The sequence below is a fragment of the Saccharothrix sp. NBAS 001 genome (assembly GCF_056640475.1).
Window position 1 is genome coordinate 6596873 of record NZ_CM153251.1, and the last position, 23417, is coordinate 6620289.

Genomic DNA, 23417 nt, shown 5'->3' on the forward strand with positions numbered 1-23417 from the left:
GAGCCCGGAGCCCCCTACAGTGCTTGGCATGGCGGTTCACCTCACCAGGATCTACACCCGGGTAGGCGACGACGGCACCACGGGCCTCGGCGACTTCACCCGCGTCCCGAAAACGTCCCCCCGGATCACCGCGTACGCGGACGTGGACGAAACCAACGCGGCTCTCGGCGTGGCACTGGCCCTGGGAGCCCTGGCAGACGACGTGCGAGAGGTCGTCCGCAAGGTCCAGAACGACCTCTTCGACGTGGGCGCGGACCTCTGCACCCCGGTAACCCCGGACCCCAAATACCCGCCGCTGCGGATCACCCAGCCTTACGTGGACCGCCTCGAAGCCTGGTGTGACGAGTACAACACCAGGGTCGGCAAACTGGACTCGTTCATCCTCAACGGCGGCACCCCCGGCGCGGCCCTGCTCCACCAGGCCCGCACGATCGCCCGCAGGGCCGAACGCAGCACCTGGGCACTGCTGGAAGCCGAGCCGGAAGTGACGAACACCCTCCCGGCCAAGTACCTGAACCGCCTGTCCGACCTGCTGTTCATCCTCGCCCGGGTAGCGAACCCGGACGGCGACGTCCTATGGCAGCCAGGCGGCAACGCCTAACCCCACTCCGCTCAGCCCACACCCCAAGCACCACACACTCCCACGCACCGCACACTCCCACGCACCACACACCCCCCACGCACCGCACTCACCCAGCCCCGCACACACCCAGCCCCGCGTCGTGTCATCCCCGTATGGCCCGCGCGCCAGCGAACCGCGCTTGGCCAGGGTGTGCAAGCACGCCCTTCGCTTGCACACCCTGGCCAAGCGCGGTTGTCTCCGACCGGGCCATACGGGGATGACACGACGCCCGCCCTTTCTCTTGTCATCCTTGGCGGCTCGCCCGTCCGGCGAGGACGCTTTTCACCCACGCCCCCAGCACAAAACCGGCCGCCGGCGATTCGCCGACGACCGGTTTCCGAGTTGCCAAGTTTCCGAGTTCCGGGCTACCGAGTTCCGGGCTACCGAAGATCAGAGGTCAGGAGGCCCAGGGAATAGAACGGCCCGGAGGCGCGGATTCCAGCCACGACAAGAAGCCGGTCAACGCATCCGGGCCCATGGCGATCTCCACGGACTCACCCTTGGCCCCACGACATCTCAACACCACCGCTCCGGTGGGCATCGCGTAGGTCTCCGACGCCGTCGGCTCACGCCGGTCGTCGATCTCGAACCCGTCGCGGTCGATCACCCGGTCCGGACCGGTGCGCAGGCTCAACACCCGCGACCACACGAACGTATCCCCACGGTAGTGCCCGACGCCGAGATGCCATCCCCGACCGCTCACGTCGAGCCTCGCCCGCAGGGCCACATGCACCCCTCCAGCACGAAGCAGGCGGATCCGGCGCCACGCGAAGTACGCGAGGAGCACCACCGCCACGAACAGGACCACCCCGACGACTTCGGCGATCCCCACGGCGTTTGTCCGCTCGTCCGCGTCAGGCCGGGTGTCCCGCGGCGCGGAGCCGCGCGATGGCCCTGGCGCGCTCCACGTCGTCCGCGTTCGTCAGCGCCGACCGCGCTTCGTCCACGTCGATCTCGTTGGCGAGTTCGGCGGCCTCGGCGAGGATGCTCACGCCCTCACCGGTCACCGACAGGAACCCGCCGTGCACGGCCGCGGTCACCAGTTCGTTGTCCACCGTGCGGATCCGGACCACGCCACCCTCGACCAGCTGGCCCAGCACGGGCTCGTGGCCGGGCAGGATGCCGATCTCGCCCTCGGTCGTCTGCGCGACCACGGAGGTGGCCGTGCCGGACCACAGGCGGCGTTCCACCGCGACGAGCTGGACGGTCATCTCGGCCACGCGCATCTCCCTTGTCTCACGGTGGAGTCCTGTGCAGTCTAAACGGTCGCCCGAAGCGAGCGCCGCCCCAGCCACCCTCAGCCGCGCCCGCCACCGGGTACCACCCGCCTGGCGGTCGCTCCAACGGTCGTCACCGCCACCTCACCGGTCGCGGCGACCACTGGAACCCCTAGAACAGGCGACACCCGCAGTAAGCACGGTCCCACACGGAAGTGGACCACAGATGACACCGATCCGGCCAATCCCGACCGCCGCCCCACACACGGCCCCCGAGCGCCCCCGACGCCGATACCGGACACAGCGCCGACATCAGACACCGCACCCCAGGCAGCGCCCCGCCCACCACCCCGGCAACAAGACGCCCACGATCCCCGACAACCGATCCACGCGCCACCAAGCATGATCCACCCCGCAACCCACCCCACCCGCTCCCCACCCGCTCCCCACCCGAGAACCCAGCGGACCACTGTGGACCGGACGAACCCCAGCACACCCAGCACTCCGGTATGTCCAGAGTGGACCGCAGCTCCCCGAACTCCTTCGCACCAGGTGAGGTCCGCCACAGACCCGACCGCGACCCAACTCCGGTCAGCGGACGACAGGCAGGACGGACAGCGCCTGGGAGACTGGTCCGGTGCCAGTCCCCAGATCCATCCTCGGCCGGGCGTTCACCCTGCTCGCCGTGTTCACCGCGGACCGCCCGTCGGCCACGCTCTCCGAGCTGAGCCGCCACTCCGGCCTCCCGCTGAGCACCACCCACCGCCTGGTCCGGGAACTGGTCGCGTGGCGCGCCCTCGAACGCGACCCCGACGGCCGCTTCACGATCGGCCTGCGCCTGTGGGAACTCGGCGCGCTCTCACCCGGTGCGCTGGACCTGCGGGACCGCGCCCTGCCCTACCTGGAAGACCTCTTCGAGATCATCCACCACAACGTGCAACTTGCCATCCGCGACGACCTGGAGGTCGTCTACGTCGAACGCCTCGCCGCCAAGGACGCGGTCAGCGTGCTGACCCGGATGGGCTCCCGGATGCCGCTGCACGCGACCGGTGTCGGCCTCGTCCTGCTCGCCCACGCCCCGCACGACGTCCAGGAACGCGCGATCCACACCCCGCTCAAGCGGTTCACCAAGCACACCATCGGCACGCCCAAAGAGCTGCGCGAAACCCTGGCCGCCGTCCGCCGCGACGGCTACGCGATCGCCGACCGCCAGATCGAACCGATCACCTACTCCATCGCGGCCCCGGTCCGGGGCCCGGACGGCGACGTCGTGGCCGCCGTCTCCGTAGTAGTCCCCCTGGAGACCCGCACCGACACCGTCCTGCCCGCCGTAAGGGCCTGTGGCCGCGCGATCTCCCGCTCCCTGGGTTGGCGCGCCGAACCCCCTCTCCCCAAGCCCTGAGCGCCACCCACCCCACCCACCCACACCCACCCCACCCACACCCACCCCACCCACAACCCACACCCGCCCAACCCACACCCACGCACACCCACCTCCACACCGCACCGCACCGCACCGCACCCACGCACAACGAAAAACCCGCCCGACCACGAAGGTCGGACGGGTTTGACGCGAACAGCCGGTGACTTACTTGCCGGCCAGCTTCTTGGCGTTGGCCTCGACGTCGTCGAGCCCGCCGCAGGAGAAGAACGCCTGCTCCGGGAAGTGGTCGAACTCGCCCTTGCAGACCCGGTCGAACGCCTCGATGGTGTCCTTGATCGGGACGAACGAGCCCTTCTGCCCGGTGAACTTCTCGGCGACGAGGAAGTTCTGCCCCAGGAACCGCTCCAGCCGACGGGCGCGGCCGACGAGGACCTTGTCCTCCTCGGACAGCTCGTCCATGCCGAGGATGGCGATGATGTCCTGGAGTTCCTTGTACTTCTGGAGGATCCGCTTGACCTCCTGCGCGACCCGGTAGTGCTCCTCGCCCACGATGGAGGGCTCCAGGATCCGGGACGACGAGGACAGCGGGTCCACCGCCGGGTAGATGCCCTTCTGGGAGATCGGACGGGAAAGCTCCGTCGTCGCGTCCAGGTGGGCGAAGGTGGTCGCCGGGGCGGGGTCGGTGTAGTCGTCCGCCGGCACGTAGATCGCCTGCAGCGACGTGATCGACTTGCCCCGGGTCGACGTGATGCGCTCCTGGAGCTCGCCCATCTCGTCGGCCAGCGTCGGCTGGTAGCCCACGGCCGACGGCATGCGGCCCAGCAGGGTCGACACCTCGGAACCGGCCTGGGTGAACCGGAAGATGTTGTCGATGAACAGCAGCACGTCCTGGTTCTGGACGTCGCGGAAGTACTCCGCCATGGTCAGCGCGGACAGCGCGACGCGCATGCGCGTGCCGGGCGGCTCGTCCATCTGGCCGAAGACGAGCGCGGTGTCGCCGAGCACGCCCATCTCCTCCATCTCCAGGAGGAGGTCGGTGCCCTCACGGGTGCGCTCGCCGACGCCGGCGAACACCGACGTGCCGGAGAACTCGCGGGCGATACGGGTGATCATCTCCTGGATGAGCACCGTCTTGCCCACGCCCGCGCCGCCGAACAGGCCGATCTTGCCGCCCTTGACGTACGGGGTGAGCAGGTCGATGACCTTGATGCCCGTTTCCAGGATCTCGGTCTTGCCCTCCAGCTGGTCGAACGCGGGCGCCTTGCGGTGGATGCCCCACTGCTCGCCGTCGCGGCCGAGGCCGGGCACGTCCAGGCACTCGCCCAGCGCGTTGAACACGTGGCCCTTGACGACGTCGCCCACCGGCACCTGGATGGCGTGGCCCGTGTCGGACACGGTCGCGCCGCGGACCAGGCCGTCGGTCGGCTGCATCGAGATGGTGCGGACCAGGTTGTCACCCAGGTGCTGGGCGACCTCCAGGGTCAGCGTCTTGGCCACCGCTTCGAAGGTGATCTCGACGTGCAGGGCGTTGAACAGCTCGGGCACCGCGTCGCGCGGGAACTCCACGTCGACGACGGCGCCGATCACCCGGACCACACGGCCGGTGCGGGTGGTGGTGGCAGTAGCACTCATGTCACTCATCACTTCCTGCGCCCCCGGTAAGCGCGGAGGCGCCACCGACGATCTCGCTGATCTCCTGGGTGATCTGGGCCTGGCGGGCCGAGTTCGCCTGACGGCTGAGGTTGCGGACCAGCTCGGTGGCGTTGTCGGTCGCCGCCTTCATCGCGGTCCGCCGGGCCGCCGACTCCGAAGCCGCCGCGTCCAGCAGAGCCGAGAACAGCCGCGTCTTGACGTACTTGGGCAGCAGCGCGCCCAGCAGCGTCTCGGCGTTCGGCTCGAAGGAGTACACCGACTGGAGCTTCGGCTTGGACTCCTCGTACTCGATCTCCATCGGCGCGATGCGCTTCGCGGTCGGCTGCTGGCTCAGCATCGACTTGAACTCGGTGTAGACGACGTGGAGTTCATCGACACCCTGGCCGCCGTTCTCGGTGCCCTCGATGAAGGCCGGGACCAGCGTGTCACCCGCCTCCGCGGCGTTGACGTAGTGCGGGAGCTGGGAGAACCCGCTCCACTCGCCGGAGATCTCCCGGCGGCGGAACCGGTAGTAGCTCGCGCCCTTGCGGCCGATGACGTAGAGCACCGGCTCCTTGCCCTCCGAGCGGAGCAGCGCCAGCAGTTCCTCGGCCGCCTTGAGCACGTTGGCGTTGTAGCCGCCGCACATGCCCTTGTCGCTGGTGACGACCAGGACGCCGGCCCGCTTGGGGGCCTTGCGCTCGGTCAGCAGCGGGTGGTCGAGGTTGGCCGACGCGCTGGCCAGCGCGGACAGCACACCGGTGATCTCCTCGGCGTACGGCTTCGACGCCGCGACCCGGGCCTGCGCCTTGGCGAGCCGCGACGTGGCGATGAGCTCGTACGCCTTGGTGATCTTCTTGGTCGAGTTGACCGTTCGGATCCGTTGGCGCAGCTCGCGAATCTGTGCCGCCATGCCTACGTCACTTCTCGGTCGGAGCGGGTCGGTTGACCTTGACCGACTCGTGTCCGACCTTGTCGGCGTCCATCGCGTCCGCCGGGGCCTCGTTCACGACCGAGGCGCCGCTCGAAGCGGTGAACTGCTGCTTGAACGCGTTGACAGCGTCCACGATGCCCTTTTCGGTGTCTTCCGACAACTTCTTGGACTCGCGGATGCTCGACAGGATCACGTCGTGGCTGCGCCGCACGTGGTCGAGGAAGTCGGCCTCGAACCGCCGCACGTCGCCCACCGGGACGGAGTCGTAGTGACCGTTGGTGCCCAGGTAGATGGAGACGACCTGCTCCTCCATCGGCACCGGGGAGTACTGGGCCTGCTTGAGCAGCTCGACCAGCCGCGCACCCCGGTCGAGCTGGGCCCGCGAGGCGGCGTCCAGGTCCGAGGCGAAGGCGGAGAACGCCTCCAGCTCGCGGAACTGGGACAGGTCCAGGCGCAGCGAGCCGGCGACCGTCTTCATCGCCTTGGTCTGCGCGGCGCCACCGACGCGGGACACCGAGATGCCCACGTTGACGGCCGGCCGCACACCGGCGTTGAACAGGTCGGACTCCAGGAAGCACTGGCCGTCGGTGATCGAGATGACGTTGGTCGGGATGTACGCCGACACGTCGTTGGCCTTGGTCTCGATGATCGGCAGACCGGTCATCGAGCCCGCGCCCATCTCGTCCGACAGCTTCGCGCAGCGCTCCAGCAGGCGCGAGTGCAAGTAGAAGACGTCGCCGGGGTAGGCCTCGCGGCCCGGCGGACGACGCAGCAGCAGCGAGATGGCGCGGTACGCCTCCGCCTGCTTGGTCAGGTCGTCGAAGATGATCAGGACGTGCTTGCCCTGGTACATCCAGTGCTGGCCGATGGCCGAGCCGGTGTAGGGGGCGAGCCACTTGAAGCCGGCCGAGTCGGACGCCGGGGCGGCCACGATGGTGGTGTACTCCAGCGCGCCCGCCTCCTCCAGCGCGGTCTTGACGCCCGCGATGGTGGAGCCCTTCTGGCCGACGGCGACGTACACGCAGCGGACCTGCTGCTGCGGGTCGCCCGACTCCCAGGCCTTCTTCTGGTTGATGATCGTGTCGATGCAGACCGCGGTCTTGCCGGTCTTGCGGTCGCCGATGATCAGCTGGCGCTGGCCGCGACCGATCGGGGTCATCGAGTCGATCGCCTTGATGCCGGTCTGCATCGGCTCGCTCACCGGCTGGCGCTGGAGGACGGAGGCCGCCTGCAGCTCCAGGGCGCGGTTGTCGTCGGCCACGATGTCGCCCAGGCCGTCGATCGGCTGGCCGAGCGGGTTCACCACGCGGCCGAGGAAGCCGTCGCCGACCGGCACGGAGAGCACCTGGCCGGTCCGCTTGACCTCCTGGCCCTCTTCGATCTTGTCGAAGTCACCGAGGATGACCGCGCCGATCTCGCGCACTTCCAGGTTCAGGGCCACGCCGAGCACGCCGCCGGGGAACTCCAGCAGCTCGTTGGTCATGGTGCCGGGCAGACCCTCGACGATGGCGATGCCGTCGTAGGTCTCCGCGACGACGCCGACCTCTTCCCGGCTGACTTCCGGGGAGTAGGTCGAGACGTACTTCTCGATCGCACTGCGGATCTCGTCCGACGAGATCGTCAGCTCCGCCATGTCGTTCCTGCTCTCACTTCGTTTATGAGGAAAGGGGCTTGTGGGCCGCGGTTCCGGTTGGTCAGCCGGCGAGGTCGCGGCGCAGTGCCGCCAGCCGACCGGCAACGCTTCCGTCGATGACCTCGTCGCCGATCTTGATCAGCAGACCGCCGCGCAGCGTGGGGTCCACCTCCACGTGCAGCGCGACCGGCCTGGAGTAGATCCGGGTCAGCGTGGCTTCGAGACGGTCCAGCTGCGCCGCGTCCAGCTCCACCGCGGAGCGGATGTAGGCCACCGAGCGCTCCCGGCGCTTGGCCGCGAGCGACGCCAGGTCGGACAGGCCGCCGACGACGCCCTGACCGCGGGGTTCCCGGACCAGCTGGTCGACCAGGACCTTGGTCGTCTCGTCCACCTTGCCCGCGACGAGGCCGTCGATCAGCGAGACCTTGCCGTCGGCGTCGGCCGCCGGGTCGGTCAGCGCCAGCTCCAGCTCGTAGTTGCCGGCGATGATCCGCCCGAGTCGGAACAGCTCGTCCTCGACGGTGTCGAGCTTGCCGTCCCGCTCGGCCCGCACCAGCAGCGTGGTGCGGGCCAGTGACTCGACGCCGTCGACCAGCTCACGCGGGCTGGACCAGCGCGCGGTGACGACCGTGGCCAGGACCTGGAGCGCGTCGCCGGAGACCTTGCCGTCGAACAGGCTCCGCAGGAGCTGCTCGCGGCTCGCGGCCTCGGTCGACGACTCGGCCAGTGCCTGGCGCAGCGAGCGCTGCTTGGAGAGCAGGCCGACGACCGCGAACAGCTCCGCACCCAGCTTGCCCAGGGCGGCGCTGTCCTCGGCGCCGTCGACAATCTCCAGCAGCCGCAGTTCGGCGGCGGCCAGCGCGTCGCGACTGGCGGCGTGCAGCGTCATCGGCGTTCCCTCACTTGGCGGCCGGAGCCGACGTGTTGTCCAGCTCGGAGAGGAACCGGTCGACGGTGCCCCGACGGCGCACCTCGTCCTCCAGCGACTCACCGACGACCCGGTCGGCCAGGTCGATCGCGAGCTTGCCCAGCTCGCCGCGCAGTTCCGCGACGATCTGCGCGCGCTGGGTCTCCAGCTGGGTCTGGCCCTGCGCGACGATCCGCGCGGACTCCTCCTGCGCCTTGGCACGCAGCTCGCTGATGATCTGCTCGCCCTCGATGCGGGCGTCGTCACGGATGCGAGCGGCTTCGGCCCGCGCGTCGGCGAGCTGTGCCTTGTACTCTTCGAGCTTCTGCTGGGCTTCCGCCTGCGCCTGCTCGGCCTTCTCGATCCCGCCCTCGATCTTGGCGGCACGTTCCGCGTACAACGTCTCGAAGCGCGGTGCAACGAACTTCTTGATGACGAAGAGGAGCAGCAGGAACGCGATCAGGCCGATGATGATCTCGGACGGGTGAGGCAGGACGGGGTTGATGGCCTCGCCCTCCGCCGCCAGGATGAGGGTCTTCATCACGGACTCCTAATGCGCGGGACGGACGATCAGGCGTTGCTCGCGAGGAAGTACACGACGAAGCCGAGCAGCGCGAGGACCTCGACGATCGCGAAGGTCGTCCAGGCGAGGCTCAGCAGCACGCCGCGGGCCTCGGGCTGGCGGGCGGTGCCGTTGATGACCGAGGAGAAGATCAGACCGACGCCGATGCCGGGGCCGATGGCCGCGAGGCCGTAGCCGATCGCGGCGAGACCCGCGTTGTTGACGGTCTTGACGGCATCCTGAGCAAGAACGATAGCGCTCACTTGTGCTGTTCCCTTTCACTTCGGTCCGCGAACGCTCGCGGATCGGAGGCTTGTTTTTCTAGTGCTCTTCCGCCAGCGCCGCGCCGATGTAGTTGGCGGACAGCAGGGCGAAGATGTAGGCCTGGAGGACCATGATCAGCGCTTCGAGGAACGTCAGCGCGATGGCGAAGAGGAAGGCGATCGGAGCGACCACCACCGTGGCTCCGCCGTTCAGCAGCAGGAACTCACCGGCCAGGGTGAACACCAGCAGCAGCAGGTGACCCGCGAACATCGCCGCGAAGACTCGGATGGCGAGCGTCAGCGGGTTCAGCAGGAACTTCTGGAAGAACTCGATCGGGATCAGCAGGATGAGCACGAACCACGGCGCACCGGGCGGCATGGTCGCGTGCTTCAGGTAACCGACGAAACCGTGGCGCTTGAAACCGACGTAGTGGTAAACCGGGTAGATGACCAGAACCGAGACGGCCAGCGGGAAGCCGATGTGCGCCATCGTCGGGAACTGGATGAACGGGATGAGCCCGAACAGGTTGTTCACCAGGACGAAGGTGAAGACCGTGAGGATCAGCGGGACGAACGGCTTGAAGTCCTTGCCGCCGATCTGCTCACGGGCGATGGAGTTGCGACCGAGGTCGTAGACCGACTCGGCGGCGAACTGGAACTTGCCGGGCACGAGCTTCAGGTTGCGGGTCGCGACGATGAAGAACGTCCCGATGATGATGATCGACAGCACCAGCAGGACCATCGGCTTGTCGACCGACCCGAAGATCGCCGGGGGGAAGAAGTCCTTCACACCGGGCGCGACGAACTCGCCACCCGAGGCCAGCACCAACGAGGTCACTGTGTTCCTTCCGGTTCTCCCGGCCGGCGTTCACTCCGCCGGGGGAATCGTCACGATCGGGACAAACGTACCTTACGTACCGCACGCGCCCGCGAGAGGCACCCCTACCTAGCTGGGGCGTCCCGTCTTCGCGCACCGTACCAGCCGGTAGATCAGGTGTTGCCCGGGGTGGGGATGATCACCTGACTGCGACTGCGCTTGGAAGCGCGGACCTCCATGAAGGTCGCCACGACGATGGTCGCGGCCATGGTCAGCGCGAGCGCGTTCACGTGCAGCACCGGGAACTTCTGGAGCAGCACCATCACCACGACCAGCAGGATGAGCTTGCCCAGGAAGCCGCCGAACGCGGCGATCATGATGAACTGCACGGGCAGCGCGGCGGTGCGGTGCATCAGCCAGAGCGTGATCAACGAGCACGCGATGGCGAGCGCGCCGCCGATGAGCGCCGCGACCAGGCCGGGGACCCCGGCCAGCACAGTCCAGACCACCGCGCCGATGGCGACGGTGGCGAGGGCCGCCCAGATGAGGCCGCGGAACATCTCGCCCGCGAGCCGCTGGACGACTTTCTCGTGAGTCCACTCCTGGCTCATGTCACCCCTTCCCACTGGTCGCAACCGAGTGTAAGTGGGGCGCGGGTGAGACCTTTCGCTCGGGGTGCGGAAAGCGTTACTACACCCTGGCCGGAGCCGCCACCCGGCGGCGCGATCACCGCCGTTCAGATCACCGAGCGTGACTACCCCGTCGCGGCCGGCCCGGCCCGGGTTCCGGCGTCCGGCGGTGCCCCGGCGGACGGACGGCGGCCCTCGGCGGCCACCGGTCGGCGTCACTTCGCGCGCCGACCCGGTGGTCCGGTCGGCGGTCAGGTGCGGCGCAGCTCGCGCAGTCGCGGCACGGCCGAGACCAGCAGCGCGAGCAGCAGCCCGGCGGCCAGGCACCACATCACGACGGTCGCGTCGAACAGCGTCAGCGACACCGTGCCGAACGCCAGCACCGCCGCCCAGAGGTAGATCAGCAGGACGGCGCGGCGCTGCGAGTGGCCGATCTCCAGCAGCCGGTGGTGCAGGTGCATCTTGTCGGCGGAGAACGGGCTCTCGCCGCGCCGGGTGCGCCGGACGACCGCCATCAGCAGGTCGAGCATCGGCACGAACAGCACCGCCGCGACGACCAGCAGCGGGGACAGCAGGCCGAGCAGGTCGAGGGTCTCGATGGACTGGAACGAGCCGTAGTTCAGCTTGCCGGACGCGGAGGTGACGGCGGCGGCGAGCATCAGGCCGATCAGCATCGACCCGGAGTCGCCCATGAAGATCCGGGCGGGGTTGAAGTTGTGCGGCAGGAAGCCCAGGCACGCGCCGGCCAGCGTCGCGGCGATCAGCGCGGGCGGGTAGGAGCCGACGTCGCCGCCGTTCTTGGCCAGCACGCCGATGCAGAACGCGCAGGTGGCCACGGCGGCGATCAGGCCGATGCCGGCGGCCAGGCCGTCCAGACCGTCGACGAAGTTCATCGCGTTGACCATCGTCACGGCCAGCAGCACGGTGAGCAGCGCGCCCTGGTTCTGGTCGAGCACCAGCAGCGAGCCCTGGCCTTCGCCGTCGCCCCAAGGCACCCAGAACACCAGCCACTGGAGTCCGAACAGGACGAGGATGCCCGCCGAGGTGACCTGGCCGGCGAGTTTCGTCAGCGAGTCGAGTTCGAACCGGTCGTCCAGGACGCCGACCAGGACGATGACGCCACCACCCGCGATGACGGCCCACGGGTCGTAGGAGAAGTCGAAGGCGGCGCGCAGCACGGGCAGCTGGTGGGCGAGCATCATGCCGCCCAGGACGCCGCCGTACATGGCCAGTCCGCCCATTCGCGGCATGGGTTTGACGTGCACGTCCCGCTGTCGCGGGTAGGCGACGGCGCCGATCCGGAACGCGAGGGCCCGGACCAGGCCGACCAACAGGAACGTGACCACGGCGGCGGTCAGCGCGACGAGCAGGTACTCCCGGACCGGGAGGACGGAAGAGGTGTCGGGCAACGGGCCCACTGGTGCTAGCCCCTCGGGGATGGGGTTTCGGACACTGCGGGTGCCACGCTACTCCGATCGGGAAGATCCACTAGCCGGCGACCTCGACTTCGATGCCGAGCACCTCGCGCACGTCGGCCAGCGGCACCGCGCCCTCGCGCAGCACCAGCGGGTCGGGCCCGGTCAGGTCGACGATGGTGGACGCCACGTTGTCCGTGCACGGCCCGCCGTCGAGGTAGACGCCGACGTCCTCGCCGAGCTGGTCCCACGCCTCCTGCGCGGTTCCGGCGGGCGGGAAGCCGGACTTGTTGGCGCTGGAGACGGCCATCGGGCCGACGTCGCGCAGCAGCTCCAGGGCGACCGGGTGCAGCGGCATCCGCAGCATCACCGTGCCCCGGGTGTGCCCGAGGTCCCAGGCCAGCGACGGGGCGTGCTGGAGGACCAGCGACAGGCCGCCGGGCCAGAACGCCTCGATCAGCGCGCGGGCCTGCCGGGGCACCGACAGCACCAGGCCGTCGATCGTGGTCCACGAGCCGACCAGCACGGGCACCGGCATGTCCGGGCCTCGGCCCTTGGCTTCGAGCAGGTAGCGGACGGCCTTCGCGTCGAACGCGTCGCAGCCGATCCCGTAGACGGTGTCGGTGGGCAGGACCACCAGGCGCCCGGACCGCACCGCGCCGGCGGCGGCGGCGAGACCGGAGGTCCGGTCGGCGGGAACGGCGCAGTCGTAGAGCGTGCTCACGCAGTGATCCTGGCACAGCCCGCCGCGCGGAAGCGGTGGAGGTCACAGCCGATCCCCCGGCCCCGACTCCTTGTCCCGCGAACAACTGTGAAACTAAGGTTAGCCTCACCTAATTTCAGGAGGTTCGGGAATGACAAGACCCAGGGCTCTCGGCGCTTGCCTCGCGGTGGGTGTCGCCGCCGCTCTCTGCGCCCTGCCCGCCCAGGCGCAGGCGAGCGAGCAGACGATCACCGACGCCAGTTTCGTGTGGGGTCTCAACGGCTACGCGCAGGTCGGCATCTTCGGCCCGTGGAGCTACAAGGACCTCACCGGCAACGTCACCCAGCTCGTCGGCTCGGTCTCCGGCGGCTCGCAGGCGGAGTACGCGGTCGCGCCCAAGCCGGGCACGTCCATGCCGGTGTCCTCGCCGCAGAAGACCCCGAACGCGGTCAAGTTCACCGCCGGCACCGGCACCGTGCACCCGGGCACCGGCGCGGGCAGCCTGTCGTGGACCGGCAGCTACACCGTCAACGCCTACCCGCCCCAGTTCAACGCGCCCAACGAGATCTACAAAGACCCCAAGCTCACCGTGAACGCCGACGGCTCGGGCGCGCTGTCCGTCGAGTTCAAGCTCGGCGCGGGCGTCGACATGGGCGGCAACCCGACCCAGCCGCAGGACTTCGGCCGGCTCACCCTGCTCACCTTCGACGCGGGCTCGGTGTCCGGGCTCTCCGCCAACGGCTTCCGGGTCACCCCGGACTACCAGGGCGTCGAGGTCGACTTCGCGGACGGCGGCGCGCAGACCCGCGCCTGCGGCACCGACGGCGGCGCGACCGGCTGGTGGGGATCCTGGCCCGCCGAGTTCGTCAAGTCCGTCCCGGCGTCGGTGCGCCCGCACTTCTACTCCACCGGGTGCGGCGGCAACCAGGACTACAAGGCGCCGCTGCCGTTCGACGTCGGCTACACCGTGACCACCGCGCCGTCGGGCACCTCGCAGGACGTCAAGGTGACCGTGCCGGAGACCCCGCAGGAGCCCGGCGAGTTCGTGTGGACCATCGACGGCGGCAACAAGCTGGTCGACCTGGGCACCGCCACCAAGGCCGGTGACCACTACCGGGCCACCGGCACGATCAACCCGGTGCGGGTCACCGACACCCGGCTGGGCGCGCCCGCCTGGTCGGTCTCCGCGCAGGTGAGCGACTTCACCGCGGGTGCCACCTCGTTCGCGGGCAAGAACCTGGGCTGGACGCCCGCGGTGACCGAGAACACCGGCGGCGCGGTCGCCGGTGCGGCCGTGGCGTCCGGGTTCGACCAGGGGCCCGGTCTGTCCACGCCGGCCACGCTCGGCAGCGCCGCGCTCGGCCACGCGTCCGGCTCGGCGAAGCTGGGCGCGGACCTGGAGCTGAAGGTGCCGGCGAGCGTCGGTGCGGGCACGTACTCCGCGACCCTCACCCTGACGGCGTTGAGCTGACCCGACCCCCTCGGGGCGCCGTCCTCCGGGCGGCGCCCCCTTCCCATGTCGGAGACGACCATGCATCGTGTTCTGGCCGTGCTGTGCCTGGTGGTGGGGGCGCTGGCGGCACCCCTGCCGGCGTTCGCGCAGGACGCAATCACTTGGGGGGTGCGGCCCGCCGACAACGCCCTCGGCGCGGGCCGCGCGAACTTCGGGTACACCGCCGTGCCGGGCGCGGTGATCTCCGACGAGCTGCTGGTGACCAACCACGAGACCCGGTCGCTGACGTTCCGGGTGTACGCGGCGGACGCGTTCACCACGTCGTCCGGTCAGCTCGACCTGCTGCCCGCCGGGAAGCCGTCCGGCCACGTGGGTACGTGGGCGAAGTTCGCCGCCGACGAGGTGACCGTGCCCGCCGGGCAGACGCTCACCGTGCCGTTCACGCTGTCGGTCCCGGCCTCGGCGACGCCCGGCGACCACAGCGGTGGTGTCGTGACGTCGCTGGCCGTCGCGGACAGCGGGGTCGGGATCACCGTCGACCGGCGGCTGGGCGCGCGGATGCACGTCCGGGTCAGCGGCGACCTGGTGCCGCGCCTGGAGGTCCGGGACCTGAAGGTGGGCTTCGACGGGTCGGTGAACCCCTTCGCGGGCGGGGTCGCGAAGGTGACCTACACCGTGGCGAACGTCGGCAACACCCGGTTGACCGCCGCGCAGCGCGTTCGGGTGGAGGGGCTGTTCGGCTGGTTCGGGCGGGACGCCGAGGTGGCCGAGCTGCCGGAGCTGCTGCCCGGCGAGAGCGCCCAGCGCGAGGTCTCCGTGCAGACCTGGCCCGCCGGGCGGGTCGTGGCGACCGTCGAGGTGACCGGTTCCGTGCCCGGTGGGGGCGGGTTGGAGCCGGTGGTCGCGGCGGAGTGGGACCTGGCGGTGCCGTGGGCGGCGGTGATCGGGCTGCTCCTGCTGCTGTGCCTGGGGTTGGCGTTGCGCGCTCGGGCGAAGGCGCGGAAGGCCGCCGAGGAGCGGCGCATCTCGGCGGCGGTCGCGGAGGCGCTCAAGAGCACCGACTAGTTCCCGGATTTCCTTTCCACGGCAACACGTTCCGCCCGACCACCCACTGCGTGGTCGGGCGGATCCCGTTTCAGCGCAGGGTTCGTCGTGCGGAACGGGGTGCCCGGGAGCGGGGTGCCGGGGAATGGAGTGCCGAGGAAGGGGGTGCCGCACCTGCCGGGAGTGGTCACCGGCAAGCGCGGCCGGGGTGCCGGTCACCGGGGGTTTCAGGCGCGGCGGGGGCGGTAGGCCGCGAGGAGCACGGCCGTGCCGGCCAGCAGCACCGAGATCCCGAGCCACAGCACGTGTTCCACGTCGGCTCCGGTGTTCGCCAGGGGCCGGTACTTCAGCTGGGGCACCATGGTGTTCGCCTGCGCGACCGGCGGCGGGGTGCCGGCGGTCGCGGTCGGCGGGGGTTCGGGCAGGTTCGCGCAGTCCGCCGCCACGCTCAGCGCGAGCCGGTCGAGTTCGGCACCGGCCTGGTAGAAGCCGGCGAAGGCGTCGGCGCTGGTCAGCGTGGCGGGCACGGCCGACCAGGCGAGGCTGCCGGGTGCCGGGGTCGTGGTGCCGGCGGACGGCTGGAGCGTCGCCAGGTCGACGTCGGGCAGGTTCTTGGACTCGGTCGGCGCGCCCGGCTGGGCCTTCAGCTCGATGTCCGCGCGCAGGGTCGCCGCGTCGCCGTTGCGGGTCACCCTCGGGTCGCCGAGGATCAGCGTGAAGAAGTGCGACGGGTAGGCGAAGGCGACCTTCCCCTTGTACCGCACGGTGAAGTCGGTCGGGCCGCGGTAGTCGGCCTGGTCGAACGAGAACCGGTAGGCCCCGGTCGGGATGCCCGCCGGGTTCGGCACGCCGTCCCGGACCACCTCGTCCACGGCGGTGACCACCGCGCCGTCCGACGCGGTGATGGCGTTGCCGGCCGTCACGCCCACGTACTGGCGGAAGCTCTTCTTGAAGCCCCACAACAGATCGCCCTTGCGTGCCGTCTGCGAGGTGAGTTCGCACGTCGGGGCGTTCGTGGTGGTGACCGGCGTCGTGGTCGTGGTCGTCGCCTGCGTCGTCGTTTGAGCGGCTTTTGCTTGTGTTGTGGTCGCTTGTGATGTGGTCGTGGTCGTCGTCGTGGTGGTCGTCGTGGTGGTAGTGGTGGTGGTCTGGGCCCACGCCGTGGGGGCTACCGCCACCAGCAACGCCCCCGCCGCTACCGCGCCCGCGAGTCTCATGCCGTCTTCCTCCGCTTCAGCAGCACCACGGCCGCGATCACCAGGACGAGACCGGCCGCGATCCCGCCCACCAGGGTCCAGTTCACGCCGCCCGGTCCGGGCTCGGCGCTCGCCGCCGCCACCTCGGCCGTCGCCACCGGCGGGTCCACGGTCAGCTCCACGCCACCGCCGGCACCGGAGGTCGCCCCGGTGAACGCCAACCGGTGCACCCCGGCGGACACCGAGGACGGGATCGTCGCGGTGTAGGTGATCGCCCCGGCCTGGTCGGCGGTCACCGGCGGCAGGAACACCGGGCCCAACGCCACCTGGACCTGCTCACCGGCCGCGAACCCGGACCCGGTCACCGCCACGGCCTCCCCCGCCGGCAGCGCGGTCCGCGCCGCGCTCAGCACGGCGGGCGCGGCGACGGGTTTCGCCGGAGCGTCCACCGCGGTCCGCGCGGGCGGCGGGGCCTGCGTCGGCGGTTGCGGCTGGGTTTGCGGCGGGGTTTGTCCTTGCGGCACGGCGAAGCGGACGGGGGTGAAGGTCTCGTTGTTCGGGTTCACGACCCCGTGCGCGCCGATCGTGATCACCCCGCACCGCACGGTGGCGCAGTCGACCTGGGTGGTGTTGCCGGAGCGGTCGGCCGCGGTGAACTTGGCACCCGGGATGACGAGCCGGGCGCTCCACGTGCCGTCGGCGGCGATGGTGCCGCCGTTGGCGCTGCTCGCCGTGTCGCTGCCGGGGAACGCCACGAACCGCTGGAAACCGTTGTTGTCCTTGGCTTCGCTGTCCTGGACGTACCGGTAGTTCGCGCCGACCTGCCCGCCCTTGCTGGGCTGCCAGGTCCCCTCCACCCAGCCGAACAGCACGTAGATCCCGCCGTGCGCGTTGGGCACCGACTGGAACCCGGTGCCGCGCAGGTCGACGGCCGTGGCGTACTCGGGGTCGGCGGTCGCGACGGACAGCTCGACCCGGGCCGCCGCCGAGGCGGGCACGGGCAGCGCCGCCAAGGCCACCAGCGCCAGCCCGGCCGCGCTCCCCGCCACCCGTCCGACCACACGTCCCGGCGCGCGTTCGAACGCGCCTCCGGTCCCACGTCCGGCCACAGTGGACATCACAGACCTCCTTGTCGGACCGGCAGCACGACCGGCCGCCCGGTGCGGGGATGGGGGAACACCTCGACCTCGTGCCGGTACACGCGGGTCAGCAGCTCGGCCGTGCACACCTCGTCGGGCGGCCCGATGTCGACCAGCCGCCCGTCGGCGAGCACCGCGACCCGGTCGGCGTGCGCGGCGGCCAGGCCCAGGTCGTGCAGCACGACCAGGACGGCGACGCCGGCGGCGGCGCGTTCCCGGGCCAGGGTCATGACCTGTTCCTGGTGCCGCACGTCCAGCGCGGCCGTGGGCTCGTCCAGCATCAGCACGGGGGTGCGCTGCGCCAGGACGCGGGCCAGCGCGGTCCGCGCCTGCTCGCCGCCGGACAGCTCCGAGTACGGCCGGTCGGCCAGCGCGGCCACCTCGGCGCGCCCCAGCGCCTCCGCGATGGCCTCGTCGTCCTCGTCCTCGGCGGGCGTGCCGATCCACGGCGCGCGGCCCATCGTGACGATCTCCCGGACGGTGAAGGGAAAAGCGACCGGGTTGCGCTGCGGCAGCACGGCCCGCGCGCGGGCCAGGGCGAGCGCGCGGACGGCACCGATCGGCTGCCCGTCCACCCGCACCACGCCACCCGCGACGGCCCGGTCGCCGGCCAGCGCGGCGAGCAGCGTCGACTTGCCGGCGCCGTTGGGACCGACCAGCGCCAGCACCTCCCCCGCGCGCAACTCCAGCGACACGTCGTCGACCAGCCGCCGGCCGCGGATCGCCACGACGACCCCGGCCGCCTCCACGAGGTTCAGGCCCATCCGCCCTCCCGGGTCCGGGTCCGGCGCAGCAGCCAGAAGAAGAACGGCCCGCCGACCAGCGCGGTGACCATGCCGATCGGCAGGTCGGCCTGCGGCACGAGGGTCCGCGCGACCAGGTCGGCGAGCGAGAGCAGGACCGCACCGCCCAGCGCGGAGGCGGGGATCAGCACCCGGTGCGCGGGGCCGACCAGCATCCGCACCAGGTGCGGCACCACCAGCCCGACGAACCCGATGATCCCGGTGTAGGACACGGCGGCCGACACCCCGACCGCGACCAGGCACACCACGCCCAGCCGCAGCCGCTCGACGTCCACGCCGAGGTGGCGGGCCTGCCGGTCGCCCAGCGCCAGCAGGTCCAGCCGCCGCGACAGCAGCACCGCCGCGACGACCGTCGTGCCCGCCAGGGGCAGCACCAGCCACACGTAGGGCCAGCGGCTGCCGGCCAGCGAACCCAACTGCCAGAACACGATCTGCTCGCGCGCGGCCTGGTCGCCCAGGAACATCAGCAGCGCGATGGCCGCGCCCGCGACCGCGTTGACGGCGACCCCGGTGAGGATCATCGACACCACGCCGGACCGGCCGTTCGCGCGGGCCAGGGCGTAGACGGAGAACGTGGTCACCAGGCCGGTCGCGAAGGCCACGCCGGGCGTGGTGAACGCGCCCAGGAACGTCCACCCGAACACGATGGACGAGCACGCCCCCACCGCCGCGCCCGCCGAGACGCCGACCACACCGGGTTCGGCCAGCGGGTTGCCGAACGAGCCCTGCATGAGCGCGCCGCACACCCCTAGCACGCCGCCGACCAGCACGGTCATCACCACGCGCGGGAACCTGATCGCCCACAGCGCGCCCTCGGCGTACCGGTCGGCGGGCGGCACGCCCAGGTCGAGCCCGAGGCGGTGCGCGATCGAGCCGACGACCTCGCTGATCGGCACGCCGTACTGGCCCGCGCCGGCGGACACCAGCGCCACCACGACGAACGCCACGGCGAGAACGGCGAACAGCACCACGACCCGCGTGCGCTTGGCGCGAGGTCTCGCGGGCAGTTCGGCGCGTGGCTTCACGGACACTCCGACAGGCGTTTTCACGGACGGTTCAGCGGGCAGCCCCGCAGGCGGTTCGCCGGGTGGTTCAGCGGACGGTTCAGCAGGCGGTTCGCCGGCTGGTTCGGCCGGGGGTCGCGTGGAGACGCCGGGAGGTCTCGCGGGGCCCTTCACGGGGCGTCCGGCGCGTAGAGCGCGCGGGCGAGGCCGTCGAGCACGGCGGAGGTCAGCGGGCCGAAGCCGAGGATCTGGTAGTCGCTCATGTCCACGAACCGGCGGTTCTGGCCGGCCGGGGTCTGCGCGATGCCGGGCACGGTCAGCGCGCCCTCGACGCCGCCGACGGACGCCAGCCCCTTGGTCATCAGCAGGATCACGTCCGGTTTGGCGCGGGCCAGCGCCTCGGGGTTGATCGGGCGCATCCCCTCCAGCCCGACCTCGGTGGCCACGTCCACCGCGCCGAGGGCGGTGATCAGCGAGTCCGCGCCGGAACCCCTGCCGAACAGGTAGTACACGCCGGCCGTGCCGCGCAGGTAGAGGAACACCACGCGCAGCCTGCGGTCCGGGTCGGTCGGGGCCAGCCGGGCGATGGCGGCCGTGGTGCGCTCGACCTCGGCGGCCATCCTGGTCACCAGCTTCTCGCCGGTCTCCGGCACGCCGAGCGCCTCGGCGACCGCGCGGACGATCGTCGCGTTGGTGTCCATGCCGCGCTTGTGGGTGACCACGACGACCGGGACGCCCATGTCGCGCAACTGGAGGATCACGTCCCACGGCCCGAGCGTGGTGTCGGTGAGCACGACGGTGGGCCGCAGCCCGACGATGCCCTCCGCGTTGAGCTGGTGCCCGTTCACGGTGACCAGCGGCAGGCCGCGCGCGGCGGGGAAGCCGGTCGAGGTGTCCCGGCCGACCACCCGGTCGCCCAGGCCCAGCCCGAACACGGTCGCGGCGAGCGTGCCGGACATGTCCAGCGCGAGGATCCGGGACGTGTCGGTGACGGTGACCCGCGTGCCCTGGTTGTCGGTGACGGTGACCGGCAGCTTCGGCGTGACGCCCCGCTCGACCGGGTCGATGTCGGCCTGCTCGACGAGCGCGGTCGACGGGCCGGTGTGCGTCCTGGGGTCGGCGAGCGGGGTCAGCTCGCTCAGCGGCACGCGGTCGCCCGCCGTCGACTGCGAAGCGCCGGGCGGCGGCACCGCCACGCACCCGGTCAGCAGCACGACCAGCAGCACCGGCCACCAGCGACGCATCGCAACCTCCCCACCCTCGACTTAGGTGAGGCTAACCTATGCCTGCCCGATCAGGGCAAGGTCGGATTCCCAGATCACAGTCGCGGCGGAGGGGCGGGCAGTGCGGTCGAGGCGGGCCGGCGGGGAGTCAGTCCCAGACGAGGGAGAGGACCCGGCTGCCCGGCGGGACCGGCGGTTCGTCGGCGGGGTCGCCCATGGCGTAGCCGTCCATCACGCCATCCGCTTGGAGGGAGTTCGTGTCGAGGAGTCCCTCGACGGCGGCGGGGTCGAGGGTCGTGCAGATCGCGACGGCCTCGGCGGCGATCACGTCGAGGTCGAAGGTCTCGTCGTGCAGTTGCACCCGCACCCAGTGCACGTCGGGCCGGGCGGCGAGCGCGCGGAGCCGCCGTTCGACCTCGGCGAGCGGCGGACGCCCGTAGCCCCACTGGTTGGGCGCGAGCGAGTCCTCGGCGGGGTTGTCCGTGAAGAACTCGTCGACCGTGAGGAGTGGGAGGACGTCGTCGGCGGCGGACGCGCGGGCGAGGACGTCGGCGCGCGTGATCACGTGCGGCGTGCGGTCGCGAAGCGGGCGCGGCCGGCCAGGTCGCGGTGGTCCTGGACGTCGGTCAGCACGCGGCGCGCGGACAGCAGGGCGGGCACGGACTCGCCGTGCGTGTCGTCGTGCTCGATCGCCACGTGGCCGCCGGGCTTGAGCAGGCGGGCGGACAGCGCGACGACGTGCCGGATCACGTCCAGGCCGTCCGCGCCGGAGAACACGGCGTCGTGCGGGTCGTGGTCGGCCACCTCGGGCTGCACCTCGGTGCCCTCGGGCACGTAAGGCGGGTTGCACACCACCAGGTCGACCCCACCCTCCAAATCGGACAGCACGCCGGGCGCGGTGACGTCACCGGAGTGCAGGCGGATCGGCGTGTCGCCGGCCTCGACGCGGAGGTCGGAGTTGCGGCGGGCCCAGGCGAGGGCCACCGGGTCGCGCTCCACGGCGTGCACGGTCGCGCGCGGCAGGCGGTGCGCGACGGCGAGCGCGAGCGCCCCCGAACCCGTGCACAGGTCCACGACGAGCGGTTCGTCCACACCGGACACGGCGGCCAGCGCCCATTCGAGCAGGAGTTCGGTCTCCGGGCGCGGGATGAACACGCCGGGGCCGACGTCGAGGTCCAGCCCGCCCAGGTGCGCCCACCCGGTGATGTGCTGCAACGGGATGCGCGTGACGCGCTCGCGCACCAGCCGGTGCAGCGCGTCGACCACGGGCGGGTCGACCAGCGGGATCAGGGGCAGGCGTGAGCGTTCCACGCCCAGCACGTGCGCGGCGAGGAGTTCCGCGTCCGCGCGCGGGCTGTCGACGCCCGCTGCGGCCAACAAGCGTTCGGCTTCGAGCACGGCCAGCCGCAGCGGGTGTCGGGTCATGGGCAGAGCGTAGAGCCTAGAAGTTGATCATGTGCCCGGCCAGGCCGTGCACGGCCTCCTTGACCGCCTCGCCGAGCGTCGGGTGGGCGTGCACGTTGCGCGCCACCTCGTGCACGGTGAGGTCCCACTGCTGGGCCAGGGTCAGCTCGGGCAGCAGCTCGGTCACGTCCGGCCCGATCAGGTGACCGCCGAGCAGCTCGCCGTACTCGGCGTCGCTGATCAGCTTCACGAAACCGGCCGAGTCGCCGATGCCGTGCGCCTTGCCGTTGGCGGTGAACGGGAACTTCGCGACCTTGACGTCGTAGCCCTTCTCCCGGGCCTGCGCCTCGGTGTAGCCGAAGCTCGCGATCTGCGGCTGGCAGTAGGTGGCGCGCGGGATCATCACGAAATCCAGCTCCTGGGTCTCCGCGCCGGCGATGGTCTCCGCCGCGATGACGCCCATGGACTCGGCGGCGTGCGCGAGCATGAGCTTGGCCGTGACGTCGCCGATCGCGTAGACGTTCGGCACGTTCGTGCGGCCCCGGCCGTCGACGGCGATCGCGCCGCGCTCGGTCAGCTCGACGCCGGTGTTCTCCAGGCCGTACCCCTGCGTCCGGGGCTGGAAGCCGATGGCCTGCAACACCTTGTCGGTTTCGAGGACTTCCTGCTCGCCGTCCTTCGACACGGTGACGCGCACCTTCGCGCCGCTGTCGTCGATCGACTCGACGCGGGTGCCGGTGCGGACGTCGATGCCCAGCCGCTTGTACCGCTTGGCGAGTTCGGCGGACACCTCCACGTCCTCCAGCGGCACCACCCGGTCGAGGAACTCCACGATCGTGACCTTGACGCCGTAGTTGTGCAGCACGTAGGCGAACTCGACGCCGATCGCGCCCGCGCCCGCGATGACGATGCTCTCCGGCAGGTCGGAGGTGAGGATCTGCTCCTCGTAGGTGACCACGCGCTCGGAGAGGGAGGTGTTGGGCAGCAGTCGGGTGGTCGCGCCGGCGGCGATGATCACGTTGGTGAACGTGACCGTCTCATCACCCACCTGGATGGTGTTGGCGTCGACGAACGTCCCCCGACCGTTGTACTCGGTGATGCCGTTCTTCTTCATCAGGAAGTGCACGCCCTTGACGCGCCCGTCCGCCACCTTGCGGCTGCGGTCGAAGGCGGCGGTGTAGTCGAACTTCACCGTGCCGTCGACCTGGATGCCGTAGGTCTTCTGCTCGTGGGTGAACAGGTGGGCGAGTTCGGCGTTGCGCAGCAGCGCCTTCGACGGGATGCAGCCCACGTTCAGGCAGACCCCGCCCCAGTAACGCTCCTCGATGACCGCCGTCTTCAGCCCGAGCTGGGCCGCGCGGATCGCGGCGACGTACCCGCCTGGCCCAGCACCGAGGACCACGACGTCAAAGTGTGCGCTCATGAACGACACA

General features: G+C 70.9%; 24 protein-coding genes. 4 read left to right on the forward strand and 20 right to left on the reverse strand.

The features are described 5' to 3' along the window. The first annotated feature begins 28 nt into the window (after positions 1 to 28). Positions 29 to 601 (forward strand): cob(I)yrinic acid a,c-diamide adenosyltransferase, encoded by a 573-nt coding sequence (locus AC0HI0_RS28345; RefSeq protein ID WP_480926550.1) that lies wholly within the window; start codon positions 29 to 31, stop codon positions 599 to 601. A gap of 418 nt (positions 602 to 1019) precedes the next feature. Here AC0HI0_RS28345 and AC0HI0_RS28350 read toward each other — a convergent pair whose 3' ends face one another. After that, complete coding sequence (locus tag AC0HI0_RS28350) at positions 1020 to 1454, reverse strand: DUF2550 domain-containing protein (RefSeq protein WP_480926551.1); 435 nt, start codon at positions 1452 to 1454, stop codon at positions 1020 to 1022. Between the two features lie 22 nt (positions 1455 to 1476). After that, a complete protein-coding gene (locus AC0HI0_RS28355) occupies positions 1477 to 1842 on the reverse strand; it encodes a F0F1 ATP synthase subunit epsilon (RefSeq protein WP_480926552.1) in 366 nt (121 codons plus the stop codon). Between the two features lie 634 nt (positions 1843 to 2476). Between AC0HI0_RS28355 and AC0HI0_RS28360 the strand changes: the two genes are divergently transcribed. Further along, positions 2477 to 3241: an IclR family transcriptional regulator gene (locus AC0HI0_RS28360; RefSeq protein ID WP_480926553.1), complete on the forward strand. Its 765-nt coding sequence runs from the start codon at positions 2477 to 2479 to the stop codon at positions 3239 to 3241. Between the two features lie 186 nt (positions 3242 to 3427). Here the strand turns inward: AC0HI0_RS28360 and atpD are convergent, their stop codons facing one another. The 10 genes from atpD to AC0HI0_RS28410 form a co-directional block, all read right to left on the reverse strand. Further along, positions 3428 to 4864: a F0F1 ATP synthase subunit beta gene (gene atpD / locus AC0HI0_RS28365; protein WP_480926554.1), complete on the reverse strand. Its 1437-nt coding sequence runs from the start codon at positions 4862 to 4864 to the stop codon at positions 3428 to 3430. After that, positions 4857 to 5768, reverse strand: a complete 912-nt coding sequence (locus AC0HI0_RS28370) for a F0F1 ATP synthase subunit gamma (RefSeq protein ID WP_480926555.1) — start codon at positions 5766 to 5768, stop codon at positions 4857 to 4859. The genes atpD and AC0HI0_RS28370 overlap by 8 nt, the downstream gene beginning before the upstream one ends. A 7-nt stretch (positions 5769 to 5775) precedes the next feature. Further along, positions 5776 to 7422, reverse strand: coding sequence for a F0F1 ATP synthase subunit alpha (atpA, locus tag AC0HI0_RS28375; protein ID WP_480926556.1), 1647 nt, complete (start codon positions 7420 to 7422; stop codon positions 5776 to 5778). 61 nt (positions 7423 to 7483) lie between these two features. Further along, the gene (locus AC0HI0_RS28380) at positions 7484 to 8311 is read right to left on the reverse strand and encodes a F0F1 ATP synthase subunit delta (RefSeq protein ID WP_480926557.1); all 828 of its coding nucleotides are present in this window, start codon (positions 8309 to 8311) and stop codon (positions 7484 to 7486) included. 10 nt (positions 8312 to 8321) lie between these two features. After that, positions 8322 to 8870 (reverse strand): F0F1 ATP synthase subunit B, encoded by a 549-nt coding sequence (locus AC0HI0_RS28385; protein ID WP_480926558.1) that lies wholly within the window; start codon positions 8868 to 8870, stop codon positions 8322 to 8324. A gap of 29 nt (positions 8871 to 8899) precedes the next feature. Further along, positions 8900 to 9154 (reverse strand): ATP synthase subunit c family protein, encoded by a 255-nt coding sequence (locus tag AC0HI0_RS28390; RefSeq protein WP_015104697.1) that lies wholly within the window; start codon positions 9152 to 9154, stop codon positions 8900 to 8902. 58 nt (positions 9155 to 9212) lie between these two features. Beyond that, positions 9213 to 9992 carry a F0F1 ATP synthase subunit A gene (atpB, locus tag AC0HI0_RS28395; protein WP_480926559.1) on the reverse strand — a complete coding sequence of 260 codons (780 nt, stop codon included), beginning with the start codon at positions 9990 to 9992 and terminating at the stop codon, positions 9213 to 9215. A 152-nt stretch (positions 9993 to 10144) separates the two neighbouring features. Next, complete coding sequence (locus AC0HI0_RS28400; RefSeq protein WP_480926560.1) at positions 10145 to 10582, reverse strand: Cg1360 family ATP-synthase-associated protein; 438 nt, start codon at positions 10580 to 10582, stop codon at positions 10145 to 10147. A gap of 269 nt (positions 10583 to 10851) precedes the next feature. Continuing rightward, complete coding sequence (locus AC0HI0_RS28405) at positions 10852 to 12018, reverse strand: glycosyltransferase family 4 protein (protein ID WP_480926561.1); 1167 nt, start codon at positions 12016 to 12018, stop codon at positions 10852 to 10854. 70 nt (positions 12019 to 12088) lie between these two features. Continuing rightward, positions 12089 to 12739 (reverse strand): L-threonylcarbamoyladenylate synthase, encoded by a 651-nt coding sequence (locus AC0HI0_RS28410; RefSeq protein ID WP_015104701.1) that lies wholly within the window; start codon positions 12737 to 12739, stop codon positions 12089 to 12091. Between the two features lie 130 nt (positions 12740 to 12869). Between AC0HI0_RS28410 and AC0HI0_RS28415 the strand changes: the two genes are divergently transcribed. Together AC0HI0_RS28415 and AC0HI0_RS28420 are read left to right on the forward strand one after the other, a co-directional pair. After that, a complete protein-coding gene (locus tag AC0HI0_RS28415) occupies positions 12870 to 14189 on the forward strand; it encodes a hypothetical protein (RefSeq protein WP_480926562.1) in 1320 nt (439 codons plus the stop codon). A 60-nt stretch (positions 14190 to 14249) separates the two neighbouring features. Further along, positions 14250 to 15236 carry a WxL protein peptidoglycan domain-containing protein gene (locus tag AC0HI0_RS28420; RefSeq protein WP_480926563.1) on the forward strand — a complete coding sequence of 329 codons (987 nt, stop codon included), beginning with the start codon at positions 14250 to 14252 and terminating at the stop codon, positions 15234 to 15236. A 206-nt stretch (positions 15237 to 15442) separates the two neighbouring features. On the opposite strand, the gene AC0HI0_RS28425 is transcribed toward AC0HI0_RS28420, so the two are convergent. The 8 genes from AC0HI0_RS28425 to lpdA form a co-directional block, all read right to left on the reverse strand. Next, entirely contained in the window at positions 15443 to 16432 is a 990-nt protein-coding gene (locus tag AC0HI0_RS28425; RefSeq protein ID WP_480926564.1) for an HtaA domain-containing protein, read from the reverse strand. Next, positions 16429 to 17529, reverse strand: coding sequence for a hypothetical protein (locus AC0HI0_RS28430; protein ID WP_480926565.1), 1101 nt, complete (start codon positions 17527 to 17529; stop codon positions 16429 to 16431). Before AC0HI0_RS28430 ends, AC0HI0_RS28425 begins: the two co-directional genes overlap by 4 nt. Further along, on the reverse strand, positions 17529 to 18314 hold the full coding sequence (locus AC0HI0_RS28435) for a heme ABC transporter ATP-binding protein (RefSeq protein ID WP_480926566.1): 786 nt from the start codon (positions 18312 to 18314) through the stop codon (positions 17529 to 17531). Before AC0HI0_RS28435 ends, AC0HI0_RS28430 begins: the two co-directional genes overlap by 1 nt. Beyond that, positions 18305 to 19378: a FecCD family ABC transporter permease gene (locus AC0HI0_RS28440; RefSeq protein WP_480926567.1), complete on the reverse strand. Its 1074-nt coding sequence runs from the start codon at positions 19376 to 19378 to the stop codon at positions 18305 to 18307. The genes AC0HI0_RS28435 and AC0HI0_RS28440 overlap by 10 nt, the downstream gene beginning before the upstream one ends. 149 nt (positions 19379 to 19527) lie before the next feature. Further along, positions 19528 to 20601 (reverse strand): heme/hemin ABC transporter substrate-binding protein, encoded by a 1074-nt coding sequence (locus tag AC0HI0_RS28445; RefSeq protein ID WP_480926568.1) that lies wholly within the window; start codon positions 20599 to 20601, stop codon positions 19528 to 19530. 127 nt (positions 20602 to 20728) lie between these two features. After that, positions 20729 to 21145, reverse strand: a complete 417-nt coding sequence (locus tag AC0HI0_RS28450) for a hypothetical protein (protein ID WP_480926569.1) — start codon at positions 21143 to 21145, stop codon at positions 20729 to 20731. After that, positions 21142 to 22005: a peptide chain release factor N(5)-glutamine methyltransferase gene (gene prmC / locus AC0HI0_RS28455; protein WP_480926570.1), complete on the reverse strand. Its 864-nt coding sequence runs from the start codon at positions 22003 to 22005 to the stop codon at positions 21142 to 21144. The genes AC0HI0_RS28450 and prmC overlap by 4 nt, the downstream gene beginning before the upstream one ends. Positions 22006 to 22021: 16 nt before the next feature. After that, entirely contained in the window at positions 22022 to 23407 is a 1386-nt protein-coding gene (lpdA, locus tag AC0HI0_RS28460) for a dihydrolipoyl dehydrogenase (RefSeq protein ID WP_480926571.1), read from the reverse strand. Positions 23408 to 23417 lie beyond the last annotated feature (10 nt).